The organism is Thiomonas islandica, from assembly GCF_055383445.1.
Genome location: NZ_AP042391.1, coordinates 1,082,200 through 1,107,110 on the forward strand (window position 1 = coordinate 1,082,200; position 24,911 = coordinate 1,107,110).

Here is a 24,911-nt window from a genome sequence, read left to right on the forward strand (position 1 = left end):
GGCTCAAGCCGCTGCGGCGCGCCGCTTGCGCACCGCCTCGGCCAGCCCGCGCAGCAGCGGCACGGTGTCGTCCCAGCCCAGGCAGGCATCGGTGATCGACACGCCAGGCGTCAGCGGCTTGCCTGGTTGGAGGTCCTGTCGGCCTTCGCACAGATGGCTCTCCACCATCACGCCGACGATACGCCGCTCGCCGGCGGCGATGCGCGCGGCGATGTCGGCGGCCACATCGATCTGCCGCCGCGGCTGTTTGGCCGAATTGGCATGCGAGCAGTCGATCATCACCTGCGCGCGCAGCCCGGCCTTGGCGAGCACGGCGCAGGCGGCGTCGACCGAGGCAGCGTCGAAGTTTGGTGCCTTGCCGCCGCGCAGGATGACGTGACAATCGCGGTTGCCGCGGGTTTCGAAAATCGCGGCAACTCCCATCTTGGTCATGCCCATGAACGCATGCGGATGCGCGGCGGCGACGATGGCGTCGGCAGCGATCTGCACGCCGCCGTCGGTCCCGTTCTTGAACCCGACCGGGCACGACAGCCCCGAAGCAAGCTGACGGTGGCTTTGGCTCTCGGTCGTGCGCGCGCCGATCGCGCCCCAGGCGATCAGGTCGCTGAAATATTGCGGCGACAGCAGGTCGAGAAACTCGGTGCCCGCAGGTAGCCCGAGCGCGTTGATCTCGAGCAGCAACTGCCGCGCGCGGCGTAGCCCTTCGTTGATGCGAAAGCTGCCATCGAGCCGCGGGTCGTTGATGTAGCCTTTCCAGCCAACGGTGGTGCGCGGCTTTTCGAAATACACGCGCATGACGACGACCAGCGCGTCACCCAGCTCGGCGGCGAGCGCGCGCAGCCGCCGCGCGTAGTCGATCGCCTGCGCATGGTCGTGAATCGAGCAGGGGCCGACGACCGCGACCAGCCGCTCGTCCTCGCCGCGCAGCGCCGCGGCGATCGCGGCTCGGCTGCGCGCGACCAGCGCCTCGACCTCGGCGTCGATCGGCAACTCCTCGAGCAGCAGCGCAGGTGAGACCAGCGCGCGCACGGCGCGGATCCGCGTGTCGTCGATGCGCGTGGTGTCGAGCGTGGCGTCGACCGAGCCGGCTTCGTGGTCGTGGGTGGGGTCGTCGATGCGGATCATGCGCAGCGGGTCGGCTGATGATGAGGACACCCGGGCATACCCTAGCCCTCAAGCCGCAGGCTGTGGATTGCGCAGGCGAATGTGCAGCTCGCGCAGCTGCCGTTCGTCGACCGGGCTTGGCGCGTTGGTCAGCAGGCATTGCGCACGCTGCGTCTTGGGGAAGGCGATGACGTCGCGGATGCTCGGCGCGCCGGCCATCATGGTGACGATGCGGTCCAGACCGAAGGCGATGCCACCGTGCGGTGGTGCGCCGTACTGCAGCGCATCGAGCAGGAAGCCGAACTTGGCGCGAGCTTCGTCCGGGCCGATCTTCAGCGCGGCGAAAACTTTGCTTTGCACCTCGGCGCGGTGGATGCGCACCGAGCCGCCGCCGATCTCCCAGCCGTTGAGCACCATGTCGTATGCCTTGGCCAGGCATCGCTCGGGCGTGCTGTCCATCAACTCTTCGTGGCCGTCTTTGGGCGCGGTGAACGGGTGATGCACCGCGACCCAGCGCTGCTCGTCCTCGTCGAACTCGAACATCGGGAAGTCGACCACCCACAGCGGCTTCCAGCCATCCTCGAACAGGCCGTGGGCCTTGCCGAAGGCGCTGTGGCCGATCTTGACGCGCAGCGCGCCGATCGCATCGTTGACGATCTTCGCCTTGTCGGCGCCGAAGAACAGCAGATCGCCGCTTTGCGCGCCGCTGCGCTGCAAAATCGCAGCGATCGCCGCATCGTGCAGGTTCTTGACGATCGGTGACTGCAATCCCTCGCGTCCCTTGCTCGCGTCGTTGACCTTGATCCAGGCCAGGCCTTTGGCGCCGTAGATCTTGACGAACTCGGTGTAGGCGTCGATCTCGCTGCGGCTCATCTCGCCGCCGCCGGGCACGCGCAGCGCCACCACGCGGCCACCGGGGGTAGTGGCCGGGCCGGAGAATACCTTGAAGTCCACGTCGCACATCACGTCGGTGAGCTCGGTGAACTCCATCTTCACCCGCAGGTCTGGCTTGTCGGAGCCGAAGCGGGTCATGGCCTCGGCGTAGCTCATGACCGGATAGGGGTTGGCCAGTTCCACGCCGAGCACGTCCTTGAACACCCCGCGGATCATGGTCTCGAACAGATCGCGGATGTCCTGCTCGTCGAGAAACGAGGTCTCGCAGTCGATCTGGGTAAACTCGGGCTGCCGATCGGCGCGCAGGTCTTCGTCGCGGAAGCACTTGGTGATCTGGTAATAGCGGTCGAAGCCCGAGACCATCAGCATCTGCTTGAACAGCTGCGGCGACTGCGGCAGGGCGTAGAACTCGCCTGAGTGTACGCGGCTAGGCACCAGGTAGTCGCGCGCGCCTTCGGGGGTGCTGCGCGTGAGCATCGGAGTTTCGATGTCGATGAAGCCCTGCGCGTCGAGAAAGCGGCGCACCGCCATCGCCACGCGGTAGCGCAGCATCAGGTTGTGCTGCATCTGCGGCCGGCGCAGGTCGAGCACGCGGTGCGTCAACCGCGTGGTCTCGGACAGATTGTCGTCGTCGAGCTGGAAGGGCGGCGTGACCGAAGGATTGAGCACGGCGATGTCATGGCACAGCACTTCGATCTTGCCCGAGGCCATATCTGGGTTTTCGGTGCCTGCCGGGCGTGGCCGCACCAGACCCTGCACTTGGATGCAGAACTCGTTGCGCAGCCCTTCGGCGGTGGCAAAGGTCGCGGCGCGGTCCGGGTCGCACACCACCTGCACCAGCCCTTCGCGGTCACGCAGGTCGATGAAAATCACCCCGCCGTGGTCGCGGCGGCGATGCACCCAGCCGCACAGCGAAACGGTTTGGCCGAGTTGGGCTTCGGTCACCTGACCGCAATAATGGCTACGCAGACTCATGTTGGAGGGGTACTTTCAAGGAGGGAGCCCGCGGCACGGGCGCGCGGGGCGAGACGGAGGAAAAGGGCCGGGGATTCAGTGCACATGCGGGTTGTGCGGCCCGCCCGGCACGACCACGCCCATGGAAATGATGTACTTGAGCGCAGTGTCCACGCTCATCTGCAGCTCGATCACCTCGCTGCGCGGCAGCATGAGGAAAAAGCCGGAGGTAGGGTTGGGCGTGGTCGGCACATAGACGCTGACATGATCGCTTTGCAGATGTGCGGCCACTTCGCCGCCGGGCAGCCCGGTCATGAAGGCGATGGTCCAGGCGCCTTGCCGCGGATATTGCACCAGCAGCGCCTTGCGAAACGCGTTGCCGCTGCTGGAAAACAACGTGTCCGAGACCTGCTTGACACTGCTGTAGATGGTCTTGACCAGCGGAATGCGGGTCATCAGCGCATCCCAGCGCGCCAGCCACCACTGCCCGACCATGTTCGCCACCGCCAGCCCGGTGAGAAAAATGGCCGACAGCACCAGCAGCACCCCCACGCCGGGAATGTTGACCAGCCTGTCCAGCGCCGGTGCCAGACCGGGCGCCACCGTGCTCAGCGCAGCGGCCAGCGCTCGGAAAATGCCGTCGAACACGGCCAGCAGCTGCCACAGCACCCAGATGGTGATGGTCAGCGGCAGCCACACCAGCATGCCGGCGATGAAAATGCTTTTCACGCTCATGAGCAGAGGTCGCCGCGCGCAGCGCGCGTGGCGTGGAGGTCAGGGAAGGGGTGTGGACGGGGTGGTGTCCCACCCCGCCGAGAAGGAGCGCGGCTCACTGGCAGGCGCACGACGCACCGCAGGCCGCCGGCGCAGACTCTTGCGTCGGCGCGGCTGCTGCGGCCGAACTGCCGGCTGCGCCGCCGCCCTTGAAGTCGGTGACATACCAGCCCGAACCCTTGAGCTGGAATCCGGCTGCGGTCACTTGCTTGCGCAGCGCGGGCTTGCCGCAGTGCGGGCAGTTGGTCAGCGGGGCGTCGGAGAGTTTTTGCAGCGCGTCCAGCGTGTGGCCGCAGGCATCGCATTTGTAGGCGTAGATCGGCATGATGAAATCCTTGTTGAAAGACAGAGATCGCCGAGCAGTGGCGCATTTGCAGGCAAATGCGGGCGAATTGGCGCAAAACAATGGTCGAATTATAAAAACGCGCCTGTGCGGCGCATGCCAAGCCAGATTTTGGCGGGAATCTGACCCCTAACAGACCGTTGAAAAACTACTGCGGTGGGCCATCTGCGACGTTGCGCGGTGCGCGCTGCCTCGCCTATCTATTTGATATGTCTCGGCCGCTGCGCGCCGTGCGCCTTGCATCTGGCCATCCTCGCGACGTTTTTCAACGGGCTGCTAACCTTCCCCTGCGGGCTGTGGGGAGGCGATGCCGGGCGGCGCGAGCTGCGGCGGGTTGAACTGCGGCAACCGTGGGGTGAAAGCAGGCGGGCTGCCGTCCGGCTGTGCGGGTGGCGGGTCCATCTTGAGTTCCAGCCGGGCGCCGTCGCGTTCGAGCCAGACCTTCCGGTACCCCGTGGTGCGCAGGATGACCCCGGGCGCGACCGCTTCGCCCACCGCCACCGCACGCGGGGGCTTGCCATCGACGCCGATCAGCGCCGATCCGGCATCGCCTCCGGCGATCACGCCGTACAGCCGAAACCGGCCAGGCGCGCGCGCGGCGCTGGCTGCGGCAACCGGCTCGGCGCCGAACAGGCGGGCAGCCTGCTGCGCCGCCTGCTCGGGAGGTAGCGCGCCGATGATCTGTGCATCGACCGGCACCGGCCTGGGCGCCGACAGCAGCTGCAGCGTCCAACCCACCGCCAGAGCCGACGCCGCAAACGCCAGTGCCACCGCCAGGCCGAAGGCCAGCCAGCGGCCGTTGCGCGAAGAAACGCCGTGCAGCGCAGGGGATTGGGGGAGGGCGCGCAACATCATCCTCTTATTATCCGCGCAGAAAGGTGGTGTCGATGAAATCTGCTTCCTGTGTTGTAAACCCCGCGGCGGCGCCGGGTTCCGGCAGCCGCTGCGCGCGCGGCTTCACCCTGATCGAGCTGATGGTGGTGCTGGTCATCATGGGTGTGCTCGCCGCGCTGATCGTGCCGAGCATCATGGGCCGTACCGACGAGGCGCGGCAAACCGCGGCCCGAACCGACATCGCCACCATCATGCAGGCGCTCAAGCTTTACAAACTGGACAACGGCATGTACCCCACACAGCAGCAGGGCTTGCAGGCGCTGGTGACCAAGCCGACCACGCCGCCCATTCCGAGCAACTGGAAACCCTACCTCGAAAAGCTGCCGACCGATCCCTGGGGTCATCCGTACCAGTACCTCAATCCGGGCGTCAAGGGCCCGGTGGACGTGTTCAGTTATGGCGCAGACGGCAAACCGGGCGGCGAAGGCGCCAATGCCGACATCGGCAGCTGGCAGTAAGCCCGACCAGGTCGTCCACGACCCGGGCTGGCACAGTGCGCGGGTGGTGCGCGCGGCCCCGTGGGGCTTTACTCTGCTGGAAATGTTGGTGGCGCTGGTCATCGTCGGCATGGTGACCGCGATGGCAGCTTTCGCCCTGCCGCCGTCGCAGAATGCGCAGATGCAGCGCGAGGCGCAGCGCCTGGCCGCCCTGTTCGATGCCGCCAGACAGCACGCGGCCGAAACCGGGGTGCCGCTGGCCTGGGCCGGCGGGCCGGGCGGCTACGCCTTCTTGCAGATCGGACCGCAAGGCTGGGAGCCGGTGGACTCCGATCTGCTGCGCCCGCGCGCCTGGCCCTGGTTGGGCCGGCGGGGCGAGATTGCGCCGCGCAACTGGCGCAGCGTCCTGGGCGAGCAGCCGCGCGCGGCGAGCTACTCTGCCGGCCCGGTCACGGTCAGCCTGCGTGCGGGCGGCTTGCGTGGCCTGGGCACGCCGCCGAGTTGGCTGTTGTTCGGCACCGAGCCGGTGGGCGGCGCGGTGCTGGTCGAACTGAGCGACGGCGACGCGCGCGACAGCATTGCATCGGACGGTTTTGCGCCGTTCGCCGTCAGCGGCAGCAGGTCGTGACCAGGCAAACCCAACGCGCTTTGGTGCGTTCGAGCCGGCAGGTGGGCATGCCCTCCTCCCAATTTCTCTCGCGGCGGGGGAGGGGCGGGATGGGGTGGGCTCGTGCCGCAACCGTGCAGGCGCTGTCGCGTGGGTTCACCCTGCTCGAAGTGTTGGTCGCGCTGGCCGTCGTGGCGATCGCGCTGCTGGCGGCAATGCGCGCCGCTGGCAATGTCAGCGACGACGCACATCGCTACCGGCTCGCGGTGCTGGCCGAGCAGTGCGCGCAGAATGTCTTGGTCGATCAGCGCCTGAGCAAGACCTTTTTGCCGATCGGGCAGAGCACCAGCAGCTGCACGCAGGCGAACGAGCGGTTCACGGTCGCGGTCGATGTGATGCCCACGCCGAACCCCAACTTTCGCCGCATGCAGGTCAATGTGCGCGATGCCAGCGGCTGGAGCGCCTGGCAGGTGGTCACCATCATCGGAAATCTCTGAATGGCGCGTCGTGCGGTTGCGGTTGGTTTCACCCTGATCGAGCTGCTGGTGGCGGTCACCATCCTGGCGGTGGTCGCGGTGCTGGGCTGGCGCGGGCTGGACGCCGTGGCGCGCAGCCGCGACGACGCCAGCAGCGCCTTTGCCGCCAGCTCACGCCTGGCCGATGGCATGCAGCAACTCGGCGACGACCTGCGCCATGCCACCGCAGCGGGCGCTGGCTTACCCGCGGTGAGCGTGATCGGCGGCAATCTGTTCATCGTGCGCCGGCCGGCGCAGCCGCTGGGCGGCGACGTCCGCGCCGACGCCAGCGCCGATGTCGGGCTGCCGCCGCAGGCCGGCGCGCTGCAGGTGGTGCGCTGGACCGTGCGCGACGGCGCGCTGCAGCGTAGTGCCAGCACGCCCTCCGATAGCCGCGCCGTGCTGCAGACCGCGCTGCAGAATCCGGCCGCGCCGCTGCTGACCATCCTGCCCGGCGTAGTGCGCATGCAGATCCAGTTCTACCGCTACGCCGGCATCGGGCTGCTGCAGCAGTCGGGCGCCTGGGTCAATCCGGGCACTGCGGCCAATGCCCCGGCCACGCCCGCGGCCTCTGCGTCGGCCCTCGCCCTGGCGGCCAATGCGGTCACCCCGGCGGCGGTGCGGGTGCAGTTGCAGTTTGCCGGCAAGCCGCTGGCGGGCGAACTGCAGCGCGATTTCCTGCTGGACGACCACGAATGAGGCGCAACCCAAGCCTGCAGCGCGGCGCGGCGCTGATCACCGCGATGCTCATCGCCGCGCTGGCTGCGGTGATGGTCTCGGGTATGTTCTGGAACCAGTGGAGCGCCATCGCGCGGGAGCAGACCGCACGCGAGCAGACGCAGGCGCGTTGGATCCTGCGCGGCGCGATCGACTGGGCGCGACTGATCCTGCGCGAGGATGCGCGCAATTCCAGCGCGGACTATCTGGGCGAGCCGTGGTCGGTGCCGCTGGCCGAATCCCGACTGTCGACTTTCCTGGCTGCGCGCGGCCAGGACAGCGCCAGTCTGCCCGACGCCTGGCTCGAAGGCCGCATCACCGATGCGCAAAGCCGCTTCAACCTGCGCGATCTGGCGCCGGCCGGTACGGTCGATCCGCAGGCGCTGCTGGTGCTCGAGCGGCTGTGTGAGGCGCTGCGGCTGCCCCCGACCGTGGCCACGGACATTGCCGACGGTATGGCGGCGAGCAGCCCGTTTCGCACCGCGACGCAGGGCAGCGGCGCAAGCGCGCCGCTGCCGCTGCAACAGTTGCAGGATCTGGCACGGTTGGGGCCGGGCGTGGCGCAGGCGCTGCCGCGGCTTGCCGCCGAGGTCACGCTGCTGCCGCAGGCCACCCCGGTCAATGCTAACACTGCCGGCCCGCTGGTGCTGGCCGCGGTGCTCGGGGTCGATCGCGCCACCGCACAACGTCTGGTCGAGGCGCGCAAGCGAGCGTATTTCCGCAATCTCGCAGACATCTCCCTGCTGCTGCCGCCGGGCACGACAGTCAACCCGCAGCTGGTGAGTGTGGCCACCGGCTATTTCGACGCCATCGCCCGCGTGCGCATTGACCGGCTGGAGTATGCAGAACGCGCACTCATCCAGCGCGCCGGCCTGTTTTCACAGGTGGTGCGCATCGAGCGCGTGCCGCCCTGGTTGGCGGCCGCCCCGCAGGGCGCAGACTGAACCGCCCCCTGCACAGCCGCGTTCGACATGGCGTGGCCGTCCCGCGGAGTGTTGGGCTGTTGACCGCAACACAGCCTGCCTACAATCGGCGCCGTCATGCAAACCTTGGTTCTCCGCCTGCCGCCGCTGGCTGCCGCGCATCCGCTGCCGCCGCTGGATCATGTGCTGCTGGGCGCGGACGGCCAGCTGCAGTCCGCCGGGCGCGAGCAGGCGGCGCTGCTGCCGCGCGGACGCCGGGTGGTGGCCGTGGTCGACGCAATGGACGCCTCGGTCTTGTCGGTGGCGCTGCCGCCCATGCCGCCGGGCCGTCTGCAGGCCGCGCTGGGTGGGGCGCTGGAAGACCGCTTGCTGCTCGACCCAGGGCAGCTGCATCTGGCCGCCGGGCCGCAGGCCGAGGACGGCAGCATCTCGCTGGCCTGCGCGGTGCAAAAAGGTGCGCTGCAGCAGGCACTTGCCGACCTTGCCCAGGCCGGACAGGAGCCGCAGCAGATCGTGCCCGAAGCCGCCTTGCTGGCGCCGGGCGACGCGCTGCTGCAGGTCGGCGCGCAGGGGCCGCGTCTGCTGTGGCGGGATCTGCACGGCGAGGCGGCCTGGTTGCCGCTGACCCTCGCGACCGACGCCGCATCGCCGCAGACCCTGCCGCTGCCGGAGATGCCCGCGCATCTGTGGGTGCAGGATCTGGCGCAGCCGCTGCTGGATCGGCTCGACCTGCCGCCGTCACTCTCCCCCACGACCCTCACCGATGCCCACTGGCTGGCGCGCGCCGCGCAATCGCCGTGGAATCTGCGGCAGTTCGACCTGGCACCCAGGCACGCGCTGTCGCGCGGTGTCAGCGGGCTGATCGAGCAACTGGTCACGCCGGCCTGGCGGCGTGTGGGCAAGCTGCTGGCGCTGGTGGCGGTGGTGCAGCTGGTCGGCATGAATGTCGCGGCCGTGCAGCTCAAGCGCCAGGAAAGCCGCCTGCAGCAGCAGATCGATGCCGCCGCGGCGCAGGCGCTGCCCGGCGTGCCCGCGATTGTCGATGCCCGGCTGCAGGTGCAGCGCGCGCTGGACCAGGCGCGGCTGCGGGCCGGGCGACCGGGCGATGGCGATCTCGACGTGCTGATGGGCCGCGCCAGCCTGGTGGTGCCCGCGGGTGTGGTGCCGACGGCGCTGAAATTCAGCACCGGGCAATTGCAGCTCACCCTGCCGGGCGACGGCGCGGTGCAGGCCGCGGCACGCTGCGCGCCTGCCGGGCTGTCGTGCGAGACACAGGGCGATGTGCTGCGCATCGCTGCGGGGTCGCCATGAGGACGTCCCGATGAGCGCCAGCGGACGGGCCGTGTCGCTTTCCGCGCTGTGGTATCGGGGCCTGCCGCAGGCCGTGGCCGTAGGCCGGCGCCGCTGGGCTGCGCTGTCGCGGCGCGAGCAGTGGCTCACGAGCACGGCTGCGGCGGTGGTGGCTGCGGCGTTGCTGTGGGCGGTGGCGTTTCGTCCGGCCTGGCACACCCTGCAGACCACGCCGCAGCACATCAACGGCCTGCAGCAGCAGTTACAGGTCCTGCAGCAACAAGGGCAGCAGCTCGCCGCACTGCGCAACGCACCTGCCGTTCCCGCGTTCGACGGTGATCTACAGACGGCGGTGCTCGCCTGGTTTCAGCGGGTGGATCCCAACGCAAAGATTCAGGTGCAAGTGCTACCCGGCGAGGCCACGCTGCAGTTTGCCGGGCTGCGTCCGGCCACTCTGGTGGCGCTGGCGCAGGCCGCGCGGCGCGACTGGTCGGCGCAGGTCGATGGTGCCGATCTGACCCGGGACGCGGACGGGCTGCTCAGCGGCACGGTGCACCTGTCGCGCCAGAGTTCGGGTGGCGGATGAATGGGCAGCGCACCAGCTCCAGCCCCGCCCAGGGACGGCGCGCACGCCAGACGGCCCGCGGCCCGGGCCGCGGGCAGACCGCCTGCACAGCCCCGGCGCTGGCTGTGGCTGGCCGCGCTGGCCGGCGCGATGTGGGCCTTGCTGTGGCAGGCGCCGGCCAGTTGGCTGAGCGATGCGGTGTGGACCGCAAGCGGCCGGCATGTGCTGCTGGCGCAGGCGCAGGGCACCTGGCGCGACGGTTCGGCGCTGCTGGTGCTCGAAGGCGGCGCGGGCAGCCGCGGCGCCACTTTGCTGCCGGGTACGCTGCGCTGGAAGGTCAATCTGGGCGAACTTTGGCGCGGACGGCTGCGTGCACGCATCGACTGGCCTGCCGTGTCGGCACAGCCTCTGCAGATTCTGGCGCAGCTCGGTCTGTCGCAGCTGCGCCTGGCGATGCAGCCCGCGGGCGAAGCGCCCGACGCCCCCTGGCAGGGCAGTGTGCCGCTGGCCGTGCTCGATGGCCTGGGCACGCCGTGGAACACCATCGCGCTGCAGGGGAACGCACGGCTTACCTTGCGCGGCCTGCACCTAGAATCGGTCGCCGGTCGCATGCGCATCGGCGGGCAGGTGCAGATCGTCTTGCCGGACGCGGCGTCGAGGTTGAGTGTGGTCGCGCCGATCGGCAGCTACACCGTCACCATCACCGGGCAGGGCGCAGATGCGCAGATCGATCTGCGCAGCGACAAGGGGCCGCTGTTGCTGCAGGGCAAGGGGGTCTGGAACGGGCAGGCGCTGCAGTTTGCCGGCACCGGTCGAGCCGCGCCGGGCAGCGAGGCGGCGATGGCCAATCTGCTGTCGCTGCTCGGCCGCCCCGAGGGCGACCATGTCCGTCTGTCGTTCTGAAGCTGGCTCGGATCGTGGAACAGCCACCTTTCCCACACCAAGGAATGCCGCGATGCATCGTCACATGAAACCCCGTCAGCGCACAGCGGCACAGGCCGGGCGGTGCGCCGCGCCGTACCGCGTGCGCGGCCTGTTGTCCCGGCTGCTGGCACTGCCGCTGGCTGCGCTGCTGGTCGTGCAGCCGGTGCTGGCGCAGGCGCCGTCGCGCGCGGGCAGCGCAGGCGCGGCGACGCGCAATGCCAATGGCGATCTCACCATCAACCTGGTCAACGCCGACATCGCCAGCGCGGTGCAAGCCGTGGCGGCGGCGACTGGGCGCAATTTCATCGTCGATCCGCGGGTCAAGGGGCAGATCACCCTCCAGTTCGAAAAGCCGGTCAGCCCGCAAAAGGTGTTCCAGGCCCTGCTCACCCAGCTGCGGCTGGCCGGCTTTGCCGTGGTCGAGCACGACGGCGTGTATCAGGTCGTGCCCGAGGCCGATGCCAAGCTGCAGAGCGGCCCGGTCGGCGTGGGACTTGAGCCGTCGCGTGTTCCTGGGCGAGGCGATCAGGTGGTGACGCAGATCTTCCAGTTGCGTAATGCCTCGGCGAGCAGCCTGCTGCCGGTACTGCGGCCGTTGATTTCGCCGAACAACACCATCAATGTCAGTCCTTCCGGCAATGCGCTGGTGGTCACCGACTATGCCGACAACCTCAAGCGCATCGCCCGCATCATCGCTGCGCTCGATGTGTCTACCGGCACCGAGGTCACCGTGGTGCCGCTGACCTACGCGGTAGCCAGCGATCTGGCGCCCACATTGCAGAAGCTCATCGACATGCAAAGCGGCAACGCTGCCACACCGGGCACACTGGCGGCGCAGCAGGCTGCGGTTACTGGCGGCGGCGCGATGCGCGCAGTCATCCTGCCCGAGAACGCGAGCAACTCGCTGATCGTGCGCGCCACCAACGGCGCGCAGCTGGCCGAGATCGAGCAGATGATCCGTCGTCTGGACCGTCCGCAAAGCGATCAGGACAACATCCACGTGGTCTATTTGCGCAATGCCAACGCCGCGGATCTGGCACGCACCCTGCGCGGCGTGTTGGCGGCGCCGGGCGGCGCAGGCAGCGCCGGCGCCGCGCCGCAGACCAACCGGCTGCCGGCCGGCGTGCAGGCAATGAGCGGTGGCAACAATCCGTCGGCGGCGATCGGCGGCGGCGCCTCCGGCGCGGCTAGCCCGGGGCTGGGGCAGGCGCCCGAGTTCGCCACCCGCGGCGGCGACACCGCGGTGGACCTGCCGCAGGGCGGCACGGTCTATGCCGACACTGCGCTCAACGCCCTGATCATCAACGCGCCGCAACCGGTGTACACGCAGTTGCGCCGCGTGATCGAGCGGCTCGACGTGCGTCGCGCACAGGTCTATGTCGAGGCGCTGATCGCCGAGGTCGACGCCAACAAGGCCGCACAACTGGGCATCCAGTGGCAGGCCATTGCCGGCAGCGCCGGCAACAACAACGCCATCTACGGCGGCAGCAACTTCGGCACCGGCGGCTCCAACATCATCAACTTGCAGGCGGCCATTTCCGCTGGTGGCACGGCAACAGGCACCGCAATCGCCAACGGCAGCCTGGCCATCCCCAATGGCCTGAACATCGGCATTCTGCACAACGTCGCGGGTCTGGCCACGCTGGGTCTGCTGGCCAACTTCCTGCAGACGCAGGATGGCGCCAATATCCTCTCGGCTCCCAATCTGATGACTCTCGACAACGAGGAGGCCAAGATTGTGGTCGGGCAGAATGTGCCGTTCATCACCGGCCAGTATGCGCAGACCGGATCGAGCGCCACGGTCACGCCGTTCCAGACCATCGAGCGCAAGGACGTGGGCCTGACCCTCAAGGTGCGGCCGCAGATCACCTCGGGCGGGGCGATCAAGATGGATGTCTATCAGGAAGTCTCAAGCATCTCCAGCGCCAGCAACGCTGCGGGCATCATCACCAACAAACGCTCGATCCAGACCACGGTACTGGTCAACGACGGCCAGACTATCGTACTGGGCGGACTGATGCAGGACAACGTCAGCTCCAACGACAGCAAGATTCCGGGCCTGGGCGACATTCCCGGGCTGGGCGCGCTGTTCCGTTCTAACTCGCGCACTGCAACCAAGACCGATCTGATGGTGTTCTTGCGACCCCTCGTGGTGCGCACGCAGGAGCAGGGCACCGCGCTGAGTCAGCAGCGCTACGACGCCATGCGTGGTCTACAGGACGAGGCGCAGCTGCCGTCGCGCTGGGGCATGCCGATGATGCCGGGGCCGGTGCTGCCGGATATCGGTGCGGCGCCGCAGCTGCCGGTCGTGCCGGCCTCTGCAGCGCGCTAGCCCGGCGGCGAGGGACCATGATGGGCGCGCGTTATCCGCTCCCCTACACCTTCTGCCGCGACCAGGCGGTGCTCGCCGAGGACGGCGGCGACGGCGTCGAGCTGTGGATCTGCGAAGCCACGCGCCCGGCGGCGCTGGTCGAGGTGCAGCGCCAATACCTGCTGCGCGCGGTGCACCGCACCAGCGCGGACGATCTGCAGACGCGCATCGGCGCGGCCTATGCAGCGCGCGACGGCAGCGCTGCGGCGGTGATCAGCGAGGTCGAGGGCGATGTCGACCTCGGTCGGCTGATGCAGGATATCCCGGCGGTCGAAGACCTGCTCGAAGCCGCCGACGACGCGCCGATCATCCGCATGCTCAACGCGCTGTTCACACAGGCGGCGCGCGAAGGCGCATCCGACATCCACATCGAGCCGTACGAGACGATCTCGGTCGTGCGCTTTCGCGTCGATGGCACCCTGCGCGAGGTGGTGCGGCCGAACAAGGCGCTGCACGGCGCGCTGATCTCGCGTATCAAAATCCTCTCGCAGCTCGACATTGCCGAAAAGCGTCTGCCGCAGGACGGACGCATCGCGCTGCGCATCGGCGGGCGCACCATCGACGTGCGTGTGTCCACGCTGCCGTGCGCGCACGGCGAGCGTGCGGTGCTGCGTTTGCTCGACAAATCCTCGGCCAAGCTCAACCTGCGCGCCGTCGGAATGGCGCCCGACACGCTCGCGCGCTTTGACGCGCTGATCCGCGCCCCGCACGGCATCCTGCTCGTCACCGGCCCGACCGGCAGCGGCAAGACGACGACGTTGTACTCGGCGCTGACCCGGCTCGACGCCAGCACGACCAGCATCATGACGGTCGAAGACCCGATCGAGTACGACCTGCCTGGCATCGGCCAGACGCAGGTCAACCCGCGCATCGACCTCACCTTCGCCCGCGCGCTGCGCGCTATCCTGCGGCAAGACCCGGACGTGGTGATGATTGGCGAGATTCGCGACTTCGAGACCGCGCAGATCGCGATCCAGGCCTCGCTCACCGGCCACCTCGTGCTCGCCACCCTGCACACCAACGACTCGATTTCCGCAGTCACCCGCCTGACCGACATGGGTGTCGAGCCGTTTCTGCTCGCCTCCTCGCTGCTTGGCGTGCTGGCGCAGCGGCTGGTGCGCCAGCTCTGCCCAGCGTGCAAGGCCGCCGCACCGGACGGCCAGGGCTTCGTGCCGGTGGGCTGCCCGGCCTGCAACCACACCGGCTACACCGGCCGCACCGGCGTGTTCGAACTGTTCGAAGTGGACGATACCCTGCGCGCGGCGATCCACGAGCGCGCCGCCGAGGCCGAACTGCGGCGGCTGGCGCAGGCCGCGGGCATGCGCACCATGCGCCAGGACGGCCAGCGCTACCTTGACCGCGGTATCACCAGTCTGGCCGAGCTGCTGCGCGTGACCCGCGACTGAACCCGTCCTGCGACATCCCATGCCCGCCTACCGCTTCACCGCCCTGGACAACGCCGGCACCGAGCAGTCCGGCGTGCTCGAAGCCGACAGCGCCCGCGGCGCGCGCACCCTGCTGCGCAGCCGCGGCCTGATCCCGCTGCAGGTCGATGGCATATTCGAGGAGGCGACGCAGACCGGGCCGCGGCGGTTCGCACGTCGGGTGTTCAACAGCCAGGAGCTCACCCTGTTCACCCGCCAAATGGCCGGGCTGCTCGTGTCCGGCCTGCCGGTGGAAAAGGCGCTGGCCGCGCTGGCCGACGATGCCGACCGTGCCGAAGTCGGCAACCTGCTGTCCAACCTCAAGAGCGAGGTCTGCGCCGGACACGGCTTCGGCGCCGCGCTGGGGCAGTATCCGCGCGAGTTCTCCGCGATCTACCGTGCGCTGGTCAACGCCGGCGAGGACAGCGGCGATCTCGGCCTGGTGATGGAACGGCTGGCCGATTACCTCGAAGACCGCCAGGCGCTGCGCGGCAAACTGGTGCAGGCTTTTGCCTATCCGGCCATCGTGGTGCTGGTGGCCATCACCGTGGTCATCATGCTGCTGACCTATGTAGTGCCGCAGGTGGTCGGGGTGTTCCAGGGGGCGCATCAGACCCTGCCGCTGCTGACCGTCGGGCTGATCAAGGTGTCCGACTTCGTGCGCGCCTGGGGCTGGCTGCTGCTGGCGCTGACGGTGATCGGCGCGATCGGCTTTGCGCAGGCGATGAAACTGCCCGGGCCCCGGCTGGCGTTCGACGGCGCTCTATTGCGCAGCCCGTTGTTCGGGCGGCTGGTGCGCGGGCTGAACACCGCGCGCTTTGCCAGCACGCTGGCCATCCTCGGCGCCGCAGGCGTGCCCATCCTGCGCGCGCTGCAGGCCGCAACCGACACCCTGAGCAACGGCGTGCTCAAGGCCGACGCCCAGGAGGCCATCGCACTGGTGCGCGAGGGCGCCTCGCTGGCGCAGGCCCTGGCGTTGCACAAGCGCTTTCCGCCTGTGCTCATCACCTTCATCCGCCTGGGCGAGCAGACCGGCACCTTGCCACAGATGCTCGAGCGCGCCGCCGCCCAGCACGCGCAGGAAGTGCAGCGCCGCGCCGTGACGCTGACCACCATCCTCGAGCCGCTGCTCATTCTGGTGATGGGCGGCATGGTGTTGCTGATCGTGCTGGCGGTGATGATGCCCATCATTCAGATGAACAACCTGGTCAAATAGCCCCGCGTCATGCCTGCAGACCTCAGCGACCGTCTCATCGTGGCGATTTCCTCGCGCGCGTTGTTCGATTTTGAGGAAGAAAACCGCGTGTTCGAGCAGGCCGATGACGCGGCCTATATGCGTCTGCAGCTCGAGCGTCTGGAGCAGCCCGCGGCCCCCGGTGTAGCCTTCCAGCTGGTGCGCAAGCTGCTGGCGTTCAACACCAGCGATGCACAGCGCGACCGGGTAGAGGTGGTGCTGCTGTCGCGCAACGACCCGGTGTCCGGTCTGCGCGTGTTTCATTCCGCCAAGCATCACGGCACGCCCATCGAGCGCGGGGTGTTCACCCGCGGCCGAGCGCCGTTTCACTACCTGCCGCCGCTGCGGGCCAATCTATTTTTGTCGGCCAATCCGGACGATGTGCGCGCCGCGCTGCACGCCGGCTACTCGGCAGCGCAGGTCTATCCCGACTCGGCCCGGGCGTCCGAGGCACATCCCGACGAAGTACGCATCGCCTTCGACGGCGACGCCGTGTTGTTTTCCGACGAGGCCGAGCGCGTGTTCCAGGCCGAAGGACTGCCCGCGTTTCAGCAACACGAAGCCAGCAAGGCCGCGCTGCCGCTGCCGCCTGGGCCGTTCAAGCCGCTGCTCGAGGCGCTGCACCGCCTGCAGCGGGCCAGCGCCGACGGCTCCACCCGTATGCGGCTGCGCACCGCACTGGTCACCGCGCGCAGCGCCCCGGCGCACGAACGCGCCATCCGCACGTTGATGCACTGGAACATCACGGTCGACGAGGCCATGTTCCTCGGTGGTCTGGACAAGGGCCCGTTCCTGCGTGCTTTCCAGCCCGACTTCTTCTTCGACGATCAGGCCGGCCATGTGCAGTCCGCTGCGCGTCACGTGCCCGCAGGGCAGGTCCATGCCGAGGTTACGCACAAGCGCTGAGCGCGGCTGGGCAGACCACCCAAGCGCCTGAAAAAAAGCGGCACCGCGTCTACCATGACTTTACGCATTCGTTGACCCCTAACCAAGGAGACTCGCATGGCCACCACCCACCTGCACGGCAACCCGGTACCCACTAGCGGCGAACTGCCCGCCAAGGGCAGCAAAGCGCCCGATTTCCGTCTGACCGACAAGGACCTCGTCGACCGCACCCTGGCCGACTATGCTGGCAAGCGCAAGGTACTCAACATCTTCCCGTCGATCGACACCCCCACCTGCGCGCAATCGGTACGCACCTTCAATGCCCGCGCCTCTGAAAAGCCCGATACCGTGGTGCTGTGCATCTCCGCCGACCTACCGTTCGCGCAGGCGCGCTTCTGCGGCGCCGAGGGTCTGGACAAGGTGATCAACCTCTCCGAAATGCGCGACCGCAGCTTCGCCCGCGATTATGGTGTGGGCATTGCCGCCGGGCCGCTGGCTGGGCTGTGCGCCCGCGCCGTGGTGGTGCTCGATCGCGACAACACCGTGCTGCACACCGAGCTGGTGAACGAAATCGCGCACGAGCCCAACTACGACGCCGCACTTGCCGTCCTGTGAGCGGCGGCTCGCGCGGCGGGGCGCCGCCGCGGAGTTCCTAAAATGACGCCTTTACCTCCCGGAGACAACCCATCATGGTCATGCCCACTTCCATGTCCGATCGCGACGGCAAAATCTGGATGGACGGCCAGCTCGTCGAGTGGCGCGATGCCAAGGTCCACGTGCTGACCCACACCCTGCATTACGGCTGCGGCGCGTTCGAGGGCGTGCGCGCCTACAAGACCGAGCAGGGCACGGCCATCTTCCGTCTGCGCGAGCACACCGAGCGGCTGTTCAACAGCGCCAAAATCCTGCGCATGCAGATTCCTTTCACCCTTGAGCAGGCGATGCAGGCGCAGATCGACGTGGTCAAGGCCAACGGCTTCGACTCCTGCTACATCCGGCCGCTGACCTGGATCGGCGACAAAAAGCTGGGAGTTTCGCCGCGCGGCAACACCATCCATCTGATGGTCGCCGCCTGGCCTTGGGGTGCGTATCTCGGCGAAGAGGGCATGAAGCGCGGCATCCGCGTCAAGACCAGCAGCTACACCCGGCACCACGTGAACATCACCATGGTCAACGCCAAGGCGGTGAGCAACTACACCAACTCCATCCTCGCCAACCTCGAGGTCACCGCCGATGGCTACGACGAGGCGCTGCTGCTCGACCCGCAGGGCTTTGTCAGTGAAGGCGCCGGCGAGAACATCTTCATCGTCCGCGACGGCGTGCTCCATACCCCCGACCTGTCTTCCGGCGCGCTCAACGGCATCACCCGCAAGACGGTGTTTGCCGTCTGCGAGGATCTGGGTCTGACCATCAAGGAAAAGCGCATCACTCGCGACGAGGTCTACATCGCCGACGAGGCGTTTTTCACCGGCACCGCCGCCGAGGTCACGCCGATCCGCGAGCTCGACGGCGTTAGCATCGGCGCCGGGCAGCGCGGGCCGATCACCGAGCGCATCCAGAAGGCCTTTTTCGACATCGTCGGCGGGCGCAATCCCAAGTATGCCGACTGGCTGACCGTGGTCTGAACCGGCCGCTATCCTGACCGCACCCTCTGCACATGAGCGCCATTCTCAAACCTGACATGCCCGTGGTCGAACTCAAGGCCAAGGATCTGCCCGCCTATTGCCCCAACCCGAACATGCCGATCTGGAGCAGCCACCCGCGCGTGTTCCTCGACGTCACGCACGGCGAGGTGGCTTGTCCCTACTGCGGCACGCGCTACCGCCTGGCGCCGGGCGAAGTGGTGCGCGGCCACTGAAGGCGCTCGCCTGCTCGCAGCCGCCGCGCATGCCCCGCGTCTTGCTGATCGCGCCGCAGTGGGTCGGCGACGCGGTCATGGCGCAACCCCTGGTCGCCCTGCTCGCCGCGCGGGGCGAGCAGATCACCGCACTGGGCATGCCGTCCGTGGCGCCGGTGCTGCGGGCCATGCCCGGCGTAATCGAGGCGATCGAAGCCCCCTTCACGCACGGCAAGCTCGACCTCGCACTGCGCTGGCGTCTTGCCACGCAGCTGCGCCAACGGCGGTTCGAACGGGCCTATGTCCTGGGCAACAATCTCAAGGCGCGGCTGGTGCCGTGGCTGGCGGGCATCGCGCGGCGCATCGGCCACGCGGGCGAGGCCCGCGGCCTGCTGCTGACCGATGTCATCCGCACAGATGCCTTGGGCAGCACACTGCGGCAGGCCGAGCCGATGGCGCTGTCGCCGCTGTCCTGCCGCATCCCGTCAGCGCCGTTGGCTGCGCGCCCCGACATGCGGCTGCACTACGCCGCGCTGGCAACTGCCGACTTTGGCGGCCTCGTGGGAGCGGTGCCCGAGCCGACTCTGACGATCGCGGACGACGCAGCGCACGCAACGCGCCAGCGCTTGGGCCTGCCAAGGCGCTGGATCGCGCTGTGCCCCGGCGCCGAGTATGGCCCTGCCAAGCAGTGGCCGGTCGGTCACTATGCCGCGTTGGCTGCGCTCGCACAGCGCGCCGGATATGCGGTTGCCGTGCTCGGCACCGCGCGTGATGCCGCCGCGGGGCAGGCCATTGCCGCGCAGGCCGCCGGAGCGATCGACCTATGCGGCGCCACCACGCTGGACGAGGCCATCGCCCTGCTCGCCAGTAGCAGCGGTGTGGTCAGCAACGACTCCGGGCTGATGCATGTCGCGGCCGCGCTCGGCCGCCCGACCCTAGGCATTTACGGCTCGACCGACCCGCGCCACACCCCGCCTGCAGTCCACCGCAGCACCACGCTGTGGCTGCAGCTGGACTGCAGCCCCTGTTTCGCCCGCACCTGCCCACTGGGGCATCTGAATTGCCTGCAGCAGATCACGCCTGAGGCCGCGTGGGATACGTTGGCGCCGTTGCTCAGTGCAGAAACACCACCGCCGCAATCGCGATCCAGCCCAGGGTGAAATTCAGCACCACCAGCGGATGGATGCTGTCGAGCGCGCTGCCCACCGCAGGCCAGTCCTGCGCCGCAGCCGCGCGCCGGGCGCGCCGGAACGGAGCGAAAAAAAGATGCGCAAACACCGCCATCATCAGCAGCCCGATACCGAACATGACATGCCAGCCGATGGGCGCGCGGGCCAGGCCGACCTGCAGCAGCAGGATCAGCCCGGTGATCAGGATGGTGGCGATACTGGCCCACACCAGCACGAAGAACCGCTGCAGACTCAGCAGCACCAGCTGTGGCCGCGCCGGCGCTTGCAGCGTCGCCCGCGCGGCAGGGCGCATGGCGAGCAGGACGAACCCCATGCCGCCCATCCAGAGCATGGCTGCGACTAGATGTAGAAACACCAGTAAAGCATTCATCGATCGTTCCCGAAAGTCGTGCACTGCGTCCGCCAGATGGATGCAAACCCTGGCAAGCAACTTGACCCGGCACAATCTTAAGCGTGCGCGCAACAAAAACGCTGGCGCCGCATCGACTTTCCCTTATACTTTTGCCGTTTGACCTGCGGGTGAATTGTTACCCAGCGCAACAAGCCCTGCGGCTTGCGCGGTATAGCCCTCCGCGGGCCTGCAAGCCGACTTCCTTTTTTCTTCAGGCCCAGCCTGGCCAACCAGACGACCTGCCTTGAGCTCCGCCGTGTCATCCACCGATCCCTGGGAAGACCAGCAAGACACCCCGGCTGCGCCGCCGCTGACCCGCGCCGAGGTGCAAAGCCTGCTGCTGCGCAAACCACAGATTTCGGTGTGGCGCGTGGTGGGGCTGCAACTGATCGTGGGCCTGATCGTTGCGCTGGTCAGTGGGCTCTTTGCCGCTGGCCAGTGGTCGGTGGTGTTTTCCGCGCTGTACGGTTCTGGTGCCATCGCCCTGCCGTCGGCGCTGTTCGCGCTGTCGATCCAGCGCTGGCTGTCCAGATTGAAGCCCGGCGTGGCCGTGTACGGCTTTGCGTTGGGTGAGTTGCTCAAGATCGGTTTGACCATCGTGCTGCTGTTCTTTGCGCCGCGCATCGTGCAGCCGCTGAACTGGGCGGTGATGCTGATCGCGATCGTTGCGACCCTGCAGGTGTACTGGGTCGCGCTGATCTTGCGGGGCAAAAAGGCCAGTTGCGCAACCTGATCCGTTCGTCTCGTGTCGCGCAGGCGGCACTCCAAATTCATCGTCGACCATGTCCGTAGAACAACACACTGTCACTGCAGGCGAGTACATCGTCCACCACCTGACCCACTGGACTAGCGGTCCACGTGCCGGTGTGGTCGATTTCGGCATCATCGATATCGACTCGATGATCTTTTCCGTGCTGCTGGGTGTGATTGCATGCTATGTGCTGTGGCGTGTGGCCAAGAACATGACCAGCGGTAAGCCGGGGCGCATGCAGGCCGCGGTCGAATTCCTGGTCGAATTCGTCGACGAACAGGCCCGCGGCATCGTGCGCAATGCCAAATCGCGCGAATTCGTTGCGCCGCTGGCCTTCATCTCGTTCGTCTGGATCGTGCTGATGAACGCGATGGACCTGCTGCCGGTCGATCTGCTACCGCGCCTGTGGCAGATGATGCACGGCGGCGAGAATCCGGAGCATGTCTATCTGCGTGTGGTGCCCACTGCCGATCTGTCGATCGCGCTGGGCATGTCCATCACCATTCTGCTGCTCAGCCTGTATTACGGCATCAAGATCAAAGGCATCGGCGGCTGGGTGCATGAGCTGTTTACCGCGCCGTTCGGCAATCACTTTCTGTTGTGGCCGCTGAACTTCGCGATGCAGATTCTGGAGTATCTGGCCAAGACGCTCTCGCACGGCATGCGGCTGTTCGGTAACCTGTATGCCGAAGAGATCCTGTTCATGATCATCGCGCTGATGGGTGCGGCCGGGCTAAGCAGTCTCACCGGCTGGGCGCTGTTCTTCGGCAACATCGCCGCAGGGCTGGCCTGGTCGATCTTCAGCATGCTGGTCATTGTGCTGCAGGGGTTCATCTTCATGATGCTGACCCTGGTGTATATCGGCCAGGCGCATGACCATCACTGAGTTTCAGCACCCCCTTTCTTTTTCCTTTCATCCCTTTAACTCACTAGGAGCAAGCATGGAACACGTTCTCGGATATGTCGCACTGGCCGCTGGTCTGATCATTGGTCTGGGCGCCAATGGTGCCTGTATCGGCATTGGCATCATGGGCAGCAAGTACCTCGAATCCGCGGCGCGTCAGCCCGAGCTGATGAACGAACTGCAGACCAAGATGTTCCTGCTGGCCGGCCTGATCGATGCTGCGTTCCTGATCGGTGTGGGTCTAGCCATGATGTTCACCTTCGCCAACCCGTTCGTGTTGAAGTAAGCATCACCTGATGTTTTCGACGAACCGTTCATTCATCTGAAGCAAAGGTTAGCGCCATGCATCTGGACGCAACACTCATTGCGCAGATCATCGTGTTCTTGTTGCTGGCGTGGTTCACGAAAAAATTCGTGTGGCCACCCATCACCAAGGCGCTCGATGAGCGCGCAACAAAAATCGCCGACGGCCTGGCCGCCGCCGATCGTGCCAAGGCCGAGCTCGCCTCGGCCAACCGCAAGGTCGAGGAAGAGCTGGCCCGTTCGCACCAGGAAAGCGCATCGCGTCTGGCGGATGCCGAGCGTCGCGCGCAGGCCCTGATCGAAGAGGCGCGCAAGAAGGCCGAGGAAATCGGCGCCAACATCGTGGCGCAGGCCAAGACCGAGGCCGAACAACAGGCGGCCAAGGCACGCGATCAACTGCGTGACCAGGTTGCGGCGCTGGCGGTCAAGGGGGCCGAGGCCATCCTGCGCCGGGAGATCAACCCGCAGGTGCATGCCGATCTGCTCAACCGGCTCAAGGCCGAGCTGTGATCGGAGCGTCCCATGGCTGAACTCGCCACCATCGCCCGTCCGTATGCCGAAGCCGCCTTTGCCGCTGTGCGCGACACCGGCGTGTCCACCGGGCAGGCGGCCGATCTGCTCGATCAGATTGCCCAGATCGCCACATCCCCTGCGCTGCGCGAGGTGATCGGCAGCCCCAAGGTCAGCGCGCACCAACTGGCTGAGCTGATTCTGGCTACCTTGCCCGGCACCGTCCCGTCGGTGCTGAGCAACCTGGTTCACACGCTGGCCGAGAACCATCGCCTTGCCGCCGTGCCGCAAATCGCCGGCCAGTTCCGCGCGCTGAAGGATGAGGCCGAAGGCAAGGTCGAGGCCGTGGTGTCGAGCGCGTTTCCCCTTGAGGGCGAGGCGCTTGCCGATCTGATGCAGGCACTCGAGCGCAAGTACGGCCGCAAGCTGCATGCCACCGTGCAGGTCGATCCCTCGCTGATCGGGGGGGTGCGCGTCGCCGTTGGCGACGAAGTGCTCGACACCTCGGTTCGCGCCCGGCTGGAGCAGATGAAAGTCGCTCTCACCGCTTAAGTCTTTAGAGGCTCCCATGCAACTCAATCCCGCAGAAATTTCCGAACTCATCAAGAGCCGCATCGAAGGTCTGGGCGCCAGCGCCAACATTCGCAACGAAGGCACGGTGGTGTCGCTGACCGACGGCATCGCCCGTGTACACGGGTTGTCCGACGTGATGCAGGGCGAAATGCTCGAATTCCCCAACAACACCTATGGCTTGGCGCTCAACCTAGAGCGCGATTCGGTCGGTGTGGTGATTCTGGGGGCTTACGAGCACATTTCCGAAGGCGATACCGTCAAGTGCACCGGTGAAATCCTGTCGGTGCCAGTCGGGCCCGAGCTGATCGGGCGTGTGGTCAACACCCTGGGTGTACCGATCGACGGTAAAGGACCGGTAAACACCAAGCAGCACGATCCGATCGAAAAGATCGCCCCGGGCGTGATCTGGCGCCAATCGGTGTCGCAGCCGGTGCAAACCGGGATCAAGGCCATCGACGCGATGGTGCCGGTCGGCCGCGGCCAGCGCGAACTGATCATCGGCGACCGCCAGACCGGTAAGACCGCCGTAGCAGTCGACACCATCATCAGCCAGAAGGGCAAGGACCTGATCTGCATCTATGTCGCCATCGGGCAGAAGGCATCGACCATTGCGAACGTGGTGCGCAAGCTGCAGGAGTTTGGCGCGATGGAATACACCATCGTCGTCGCCGCCTCGGCGTCCGATTCTGCGGCCATGCAGTATCTGGCTCCATATGCCGGCTGCACCATGGGCGAATACTTCCGTGATCGCGGCCAGGATGCCCTTGTCATCTACGACGACCTGACCAAGCAGGCCTGGGCATATCGTCAGATCTCGCTGCTGCTGCGCCGTCCGCCGGGCCGTGAAGCCTATCCCGGCGATGTGTTCTACCTGCATAGCCGCCTGCTCGAGCGCGCCGCCAGGGTCAGCGCCGACTATGTCGAGAAATTCACCAATGGGCAGGTCAAGGGCAAGACCGGTTCGCTGACCGCACTGCCGATCATCGAAACGCAGGCCGGCGACGTTTCCGCGTTCGTGCCGACCAACGTCATTTCGATCACCGACGGTCAGATCTTCCTCGAGACCGACCTGTTCAACGCCGGCGTGCGTCCTGCGATCAACGCAGGCGTCTCGGTGTCCCGCGTCGGTGGCGCGGCACAGACCAAGATCATCAAAAAGCTCTCCGGCGGTATCCGTACCGACCTGGCGCAGTACCGCGAGCTTGCGGCCTTTGCGCAGTTCGCCTCCGACCTCGACGAAGCAACCCGCAAGCAGCTCGAGCGTGGCCGCCGCGTGGTCGAGCTGCTCAAGCAGCCGCAATACCACCCGTTCCAGGTCTGGCAGATGGCTGCGTCGCTGTATGCGGTGAACAACGGCTATCTGGACGATCTGGATGTCAAGCAGGTGCTGCCGTTTGAGAGGGGTCTGCACGATCACCTGCAGACCAAGCACGCCGACCTGGTGCAAAGCATCGAGTCGACCAAGGATCTGTCCAAGGACGACGAGGCCAAGCTCAAGGAAGCGATCGCCGAGTTCAAGAAGACCGGTGCGTACTGATTCATTCCATGACGGGCAGGACAGCAAGTCCCGCGGACTGCTGGCCTGACCGAGGAGCAA

General features: G+C 67.1%; 28 protein-coding genes. 22 read left to right on the plus strand and 6 right to left on the minus strand.

Going from position 1 to position 24,911, the window contains the following annotated elements; all coding sequences use genetic code 11:
- Nucleotides 1–3: 3 nt before the first annotated feature.
- The 5 genes from ACZ47F_RS05175 to ACZ47F_RS05195 form a co-directional block, all read right to left on the minus strand.
- On the minus strand, nucleotides 4–1,125 hold the full coding sequence (locus ACZ47F_RS05175) for a 3-deoxy-7-phosphoheptulonate synthase (protein ID WP_464926220.1): 1,122 nt from the start codon (nucleotides 1,123–1,125) through the stop codon (nucleotides 4–6).
- Between the two features lie 48 nt (nucleotides 1,126–1,173).
- Entirely contained in the window at nucleotides 1,174–2,973 is a 1,800-nt protein-coding gene (aspS, locus tag ACZ47F_RS05180; protein WP_464926221.1) for an aspartate--tRNA ligase, read from the minus strand.
- Nucleotides 2,974–3,048: 75 nt separating this feature from the next.
- The gene (locus ACZ47F_RS05185; protein ID WP_464926222.1) at nucleotides 3,049–3,687 is read right to left on the minus strand and encodes a DUF502 domain-containing protein; all 639 of its coding nucleotides are present in this window, start codon (nucleotides 3,685–3,687) and stop codon (nucleotides 3,049–3,051) included.
- Between the two features lie 94 nt (nucleotides 3,688–3,781).
- Entirely contained in the window at nucleotides 3,782–4,051 is a 270-nt protein-coding gene (locus ACZ47F_RS05190) for an FmdB family zinc ribbon protein (protein WP_464926223.1), read from the minus strand.
- 294 nt (nucleotides 4,052–4,345) lie between these two features.
- Nucleotides 4,346–4,921, minus strand: coding sequence for a type II secretion system protein N (locus ACZ47F_RS05195; RefSeq protein WP_464926224.1), 576 nt, complete (start codon nucleotides 4,919–4,921; stop codon nucleotides 4,346–4,348).
- A gap of 35 nt (nucleotides 4,922–4,956) precedes the next feature.
- Here ACZ47F_RS05195 and gspG point away from each other — a divergent pair, with 35 nt between their 5' ends.
- The 16 genes from gspG to waaF all read left to right on the plus strand — a co-directional run bounded on the left by gspG (nucleotide 4,957) and on the right by waaF (nucleotide 19,852).
- Nucleotides 4,957–5,421 carry a type II secretion system major pseudopilin GspG gene (gspG, locus tag ACZ47F_RS05200; protein WP_464926225.1) on the plus strand — a complete coding sequence of 155 codons (465 nt, stop codon included), beginning with the start codon at nucleotides 4,957–4,959 and terminating at the stop codon, nucleotides 5,419–5,421.
- Entirely contained in the window at nucleotides 5,396–6,028 is a 633-nt protein-coding gene (locus tag ACZ47F_RS05205; RefSeq protein WP_464926226.1) for a pilus assembly FimT family protein, read from the plus strand. The genes gspG and ACZ47F_RS05205 overlap by 26 nt, the downstream gene beginning before the upstream one ends.
- 47 nt (nucleotides 6,029–6,075) lie before the next feature.
- The gene (gene gspI / locus ACZ47F_RS05210; RefSeq protein WP_464926227.1) at nucleotides 6,076–6,504 is read left to right on the plus strand and encodes a type II secretion system minor pseudopilin GspI; all 429 of its coding nucleotides are present in this window, start codon (nucleotides 6,076–6,078) and stop codon (nucleotides 6,502–6,504) included.
- Nucleotides 6,505–7,221 (plus strand): PulJ/GspJ family protein, encoded by a 717-nt coding sequence (locus ACZ47F_RS05215; RefSeq protein WP_464926228.1) that lies wholly within the window; start codon nucleotides 6,505–6,507, stop codon nucleotides 7,219–7,221.
- Nucleotides 7,218–8,183, plus strand: a complete 966-nt coding sequence (gspK, locus tag ACZ47F_RS05220) for a type II secretion system minor pseudopilin GspK (RefSeq protein WP_464926229.1) — start codon at nucleotides 7,218–7,220, stop codon at nucleotides 8,181–8,183. Before ACZ47F_RS05215 ends, gspK begins: the two co-directional genes overlap by 4 nt.
- Before the next feature lie 96 nt (nucleotides 8,184–8,279).
- Complete coding sequence (gene gspL / locus ACZ47F_RS05225; RefSeq protein WP_464926230.1) at nucleotides 8,280–9,473, plus strand: type II secretion system protein GspL; 1,194 nt, start codon at nucleotides 8,280–8,282, stop codon at nucleotides 9,471–9,473.
- 10 nt (nucleotides 9,474–9,483) lie between these two features.
- Nucleotides 9,484–10,038, plus strand: a complete 555-nt coding sequence (gene gspM / locus ACZ47F_RS05230; RefSeq protein WP_464926231.1) for a type II secretion system protein GspM — start codon at nucleotides 9,484–9,486, stop codon at nucleotides 10,036–10,038.
- Nucleotides 10,039–10,920, plus strand: a complete 882-nt coding sequence (gene gspN / locus ACZ47F_RS05235) for a type II secretion system protein N (RefSeq protein ID WP_464926232.1) — start codon at nucleotides 10,039–10,041, stop codon at nucleotides 10,918–10,920.
- Between the two features lie 52 nt (nucleotides 10,921–10,972).
- Nucleotides 10,973–13,273, plus strand: a complete 2,301-nt coding sequence (gene gspD, locus ACZ47F_RS05240; RefSeq protein WP_464926233.1) for a type II secretion system secretin GspD — start codon at nucleotides 10,973–10,975, stop codon at nucleotides 13,271–13,273.
- 20 nt (nucleotides 13,274–13,293) lie between these two features.
- Nucleotides 13,294–14,718: a type II secretion system ATPase GspE gene (gspE, locus tag ACZ47F_RS05245; protein ID WP_464926579.1), complete on the plus strand. Its 1,425-nt coding sequence runs from the start codon at nucleotides 13,294–13,296 to the stop codon at nucleotides 14,716–14,718.
- A 19-nt stretch (nucleotides 14,719–14,737) separates the two neighbouring features.
- On the plus strand, nucleotides 14,738–15,952 hold the full coding sequence (gspF, locus tag ACZ47F_RS05250; RefSeq protein ID WP_464926234.1) for a type II secretion system inner membrane protein GspF: 1,215 nt from the start codon (nucleotides 14,738–14,740) through the stop codon (nucleotides 15,950–15,952).
- A 9-nt stretch (nucleotides 15,953–15,961) separates the two neighbouring features.
- Nucleotides 15,962–16,876, plus strand: coding sequence for a 5'-nucleotidase (locus ACZ47F_RS05255; RefSeq protein ID WP_464926235.1), 915 nt, complete (start codon nucleotides 15,962–15,964; stop codon nucleotides 16,874–16,876).
- Between the two features lie 96 nt (nucleotides 16,877–16,972).
- On the plus strand, nucleotides 16,973–17,470 hold the full coding sequence (tpx, locus tag ACZ47F_RS05260) for a thiol peroxidase (RefSeq protein WP_464926236.1): 498 nt from the start codon (nucleotides 16,973–16,975) through the stop codon (nucleotides 17,468–17,470).
- A 74-nt stretch (nucleotides 17,471–17,544) separates the two neighbouring features.
- A complete protein-coding gene (locus tag ACZ47F_RS05265) occupies nucleotides 17,545–18,480 on the plus strand; it encodes a branched-chain amino acid transaminase (RefSeq protein WP_464926237.1) in 936 nt (311 codons plus the stop codon).
- 32 nt (nucleotides 18,481–18,512) lie between these two features.
- Complete coding sequence (locus ACZ47F_RS05270; RefSeq protein WP_464926238.1) at nucleotides 18,513–18,713, plus strand: zinc-finger domain-containing protein; 201 nt, start codon at nucleotides 18,513–18,515, stop codon at nucleotides 18,711–18,713.
- 29 nt (nucleotides 18,714–18,742) lie between these two features.
- Nucleotides 18,743–19,852 carry a lipopolysaccharide heptosyltransferase II gene (gene waaF / locus ACZ47F_RS05275; RefSeq protein ID WP_464926239.1) on the plus strand — a complete coding sequence of 370 codons (1,110 nt, stop codon included), beginning with the start codon at nucleotides 18,743–18,745 and terminating at the stop codon, nucleotides 19,850–19,852.
- On the opposite strand, the gene ACZ47F_RS05280 is transcribed toward waaF, so the two are convergent.
- Nucleotides 19,806–20,252 (minus strand): CopD family protein, encoded by a 447-nt coding sequence (locus tag ACZ47F_RS05280; protein WP_464926240.1) that lies wholly within the window; start codon nucleotides 20,250–20,252, stop codon nucleotides 19,806–19,808. The genes waaF and ACZ47F_RS05280 overlap by 47 nt on opposite strands.
- A 277-nt stretch (nucleotides 20,253–20,529) precedes the next feature.
- On the opposite strand from ACZ47F_RS05280, the gene ACZ47F_RS05285 reads away from it, so the two are divergent.
- The 6 genes from ACZ47F_RS05285 to atpA are packed head-to-tail and all read left to right on the plus strand — an operon-like array spanning nucleotide 20,530 to nucleotide 24,851.
- Nucleotides 20,530–21,006, plus strand: coding sequence for an ATP synthase subunit I (locus ACZ47F_RS05285; protein ID WP_464926241.1), 477 nt, complete (start codon nucleotides 20,530–20,532; stop codon nucleotides 21,004–21,006).
- Nucleotides 21,007–21,055: 49 nt separating this feature from the next.
- Nucleotides 21,056–21,910 carry a F0F1 ATP synthase subunit A gene (gene atpB / locus ACZ47F_RS05290; protein WP_464926242.1) on the plus strand — a complete coding sequence of 285 codons (855 nt, stop codon included), beginning with the start codon at nucleotides 21,056–21,058 and terminating at the stop codon, nucleotides 21,908–21,910.
- Nucleotides 21,911–21,965: 55 nt separating this feature from the next.
- Complete coding sequence (gene atpE, locus ACZ47F_RS05295) at nucleotides 21,966–22,214, plus strand: F0F1 ATP synthase subunit C (RefSeq protein WP_013107156.1); 249 nt, start codon at nucleotides 21,966–21,968, stop codon at nucleotides 22,212–22,214.
- Between the two features lie 56 nt (nucleotides 22,215–22,270).
- A complete protein-coding gene (locus ACZ47F_RS05300; protein WP_464926243.1) occupies nucleotides 22,271–22,741 on the plus strand; it encodes a F0F1 ATP synthase subunit B in 471 nt (156 codons plus the stop codon).
- Nucleotides 22,742–22,753: 12 nt separating this feature from the next.
- Nucleotides 22,754–23,293 (plus strand): F0F1 ATP synthase subunit delta, encoded by a 540-nt coding sequence (locus ACZ47F_RS05305; RefSeq protein WP_464926244.1) that lies wholly within the window; start codon nucleotides 22,754–22,756, stop codon nucleotides 23,291–23,293.
- A 16-nt stretch (nucleotides 23,294–23,309) separates the two neighbouring features.
- The gene (gene atpA, locus ACZ47F_RS05310) at nucleotides 23,310–24,851 is read left to right on the plus strand and encodes a F0F1 ATP synthase subunit alpha (RefSeq protein WP_464926245.1); all 1,542 of its coding nucleotides are present in this window, start codon (nucleotides 23,310–23,312) and stop codon (nucleotides 24,849–24,851) included.
- Nucleotides 24,852–24,911: the final 60 nt, after the last annotated feature.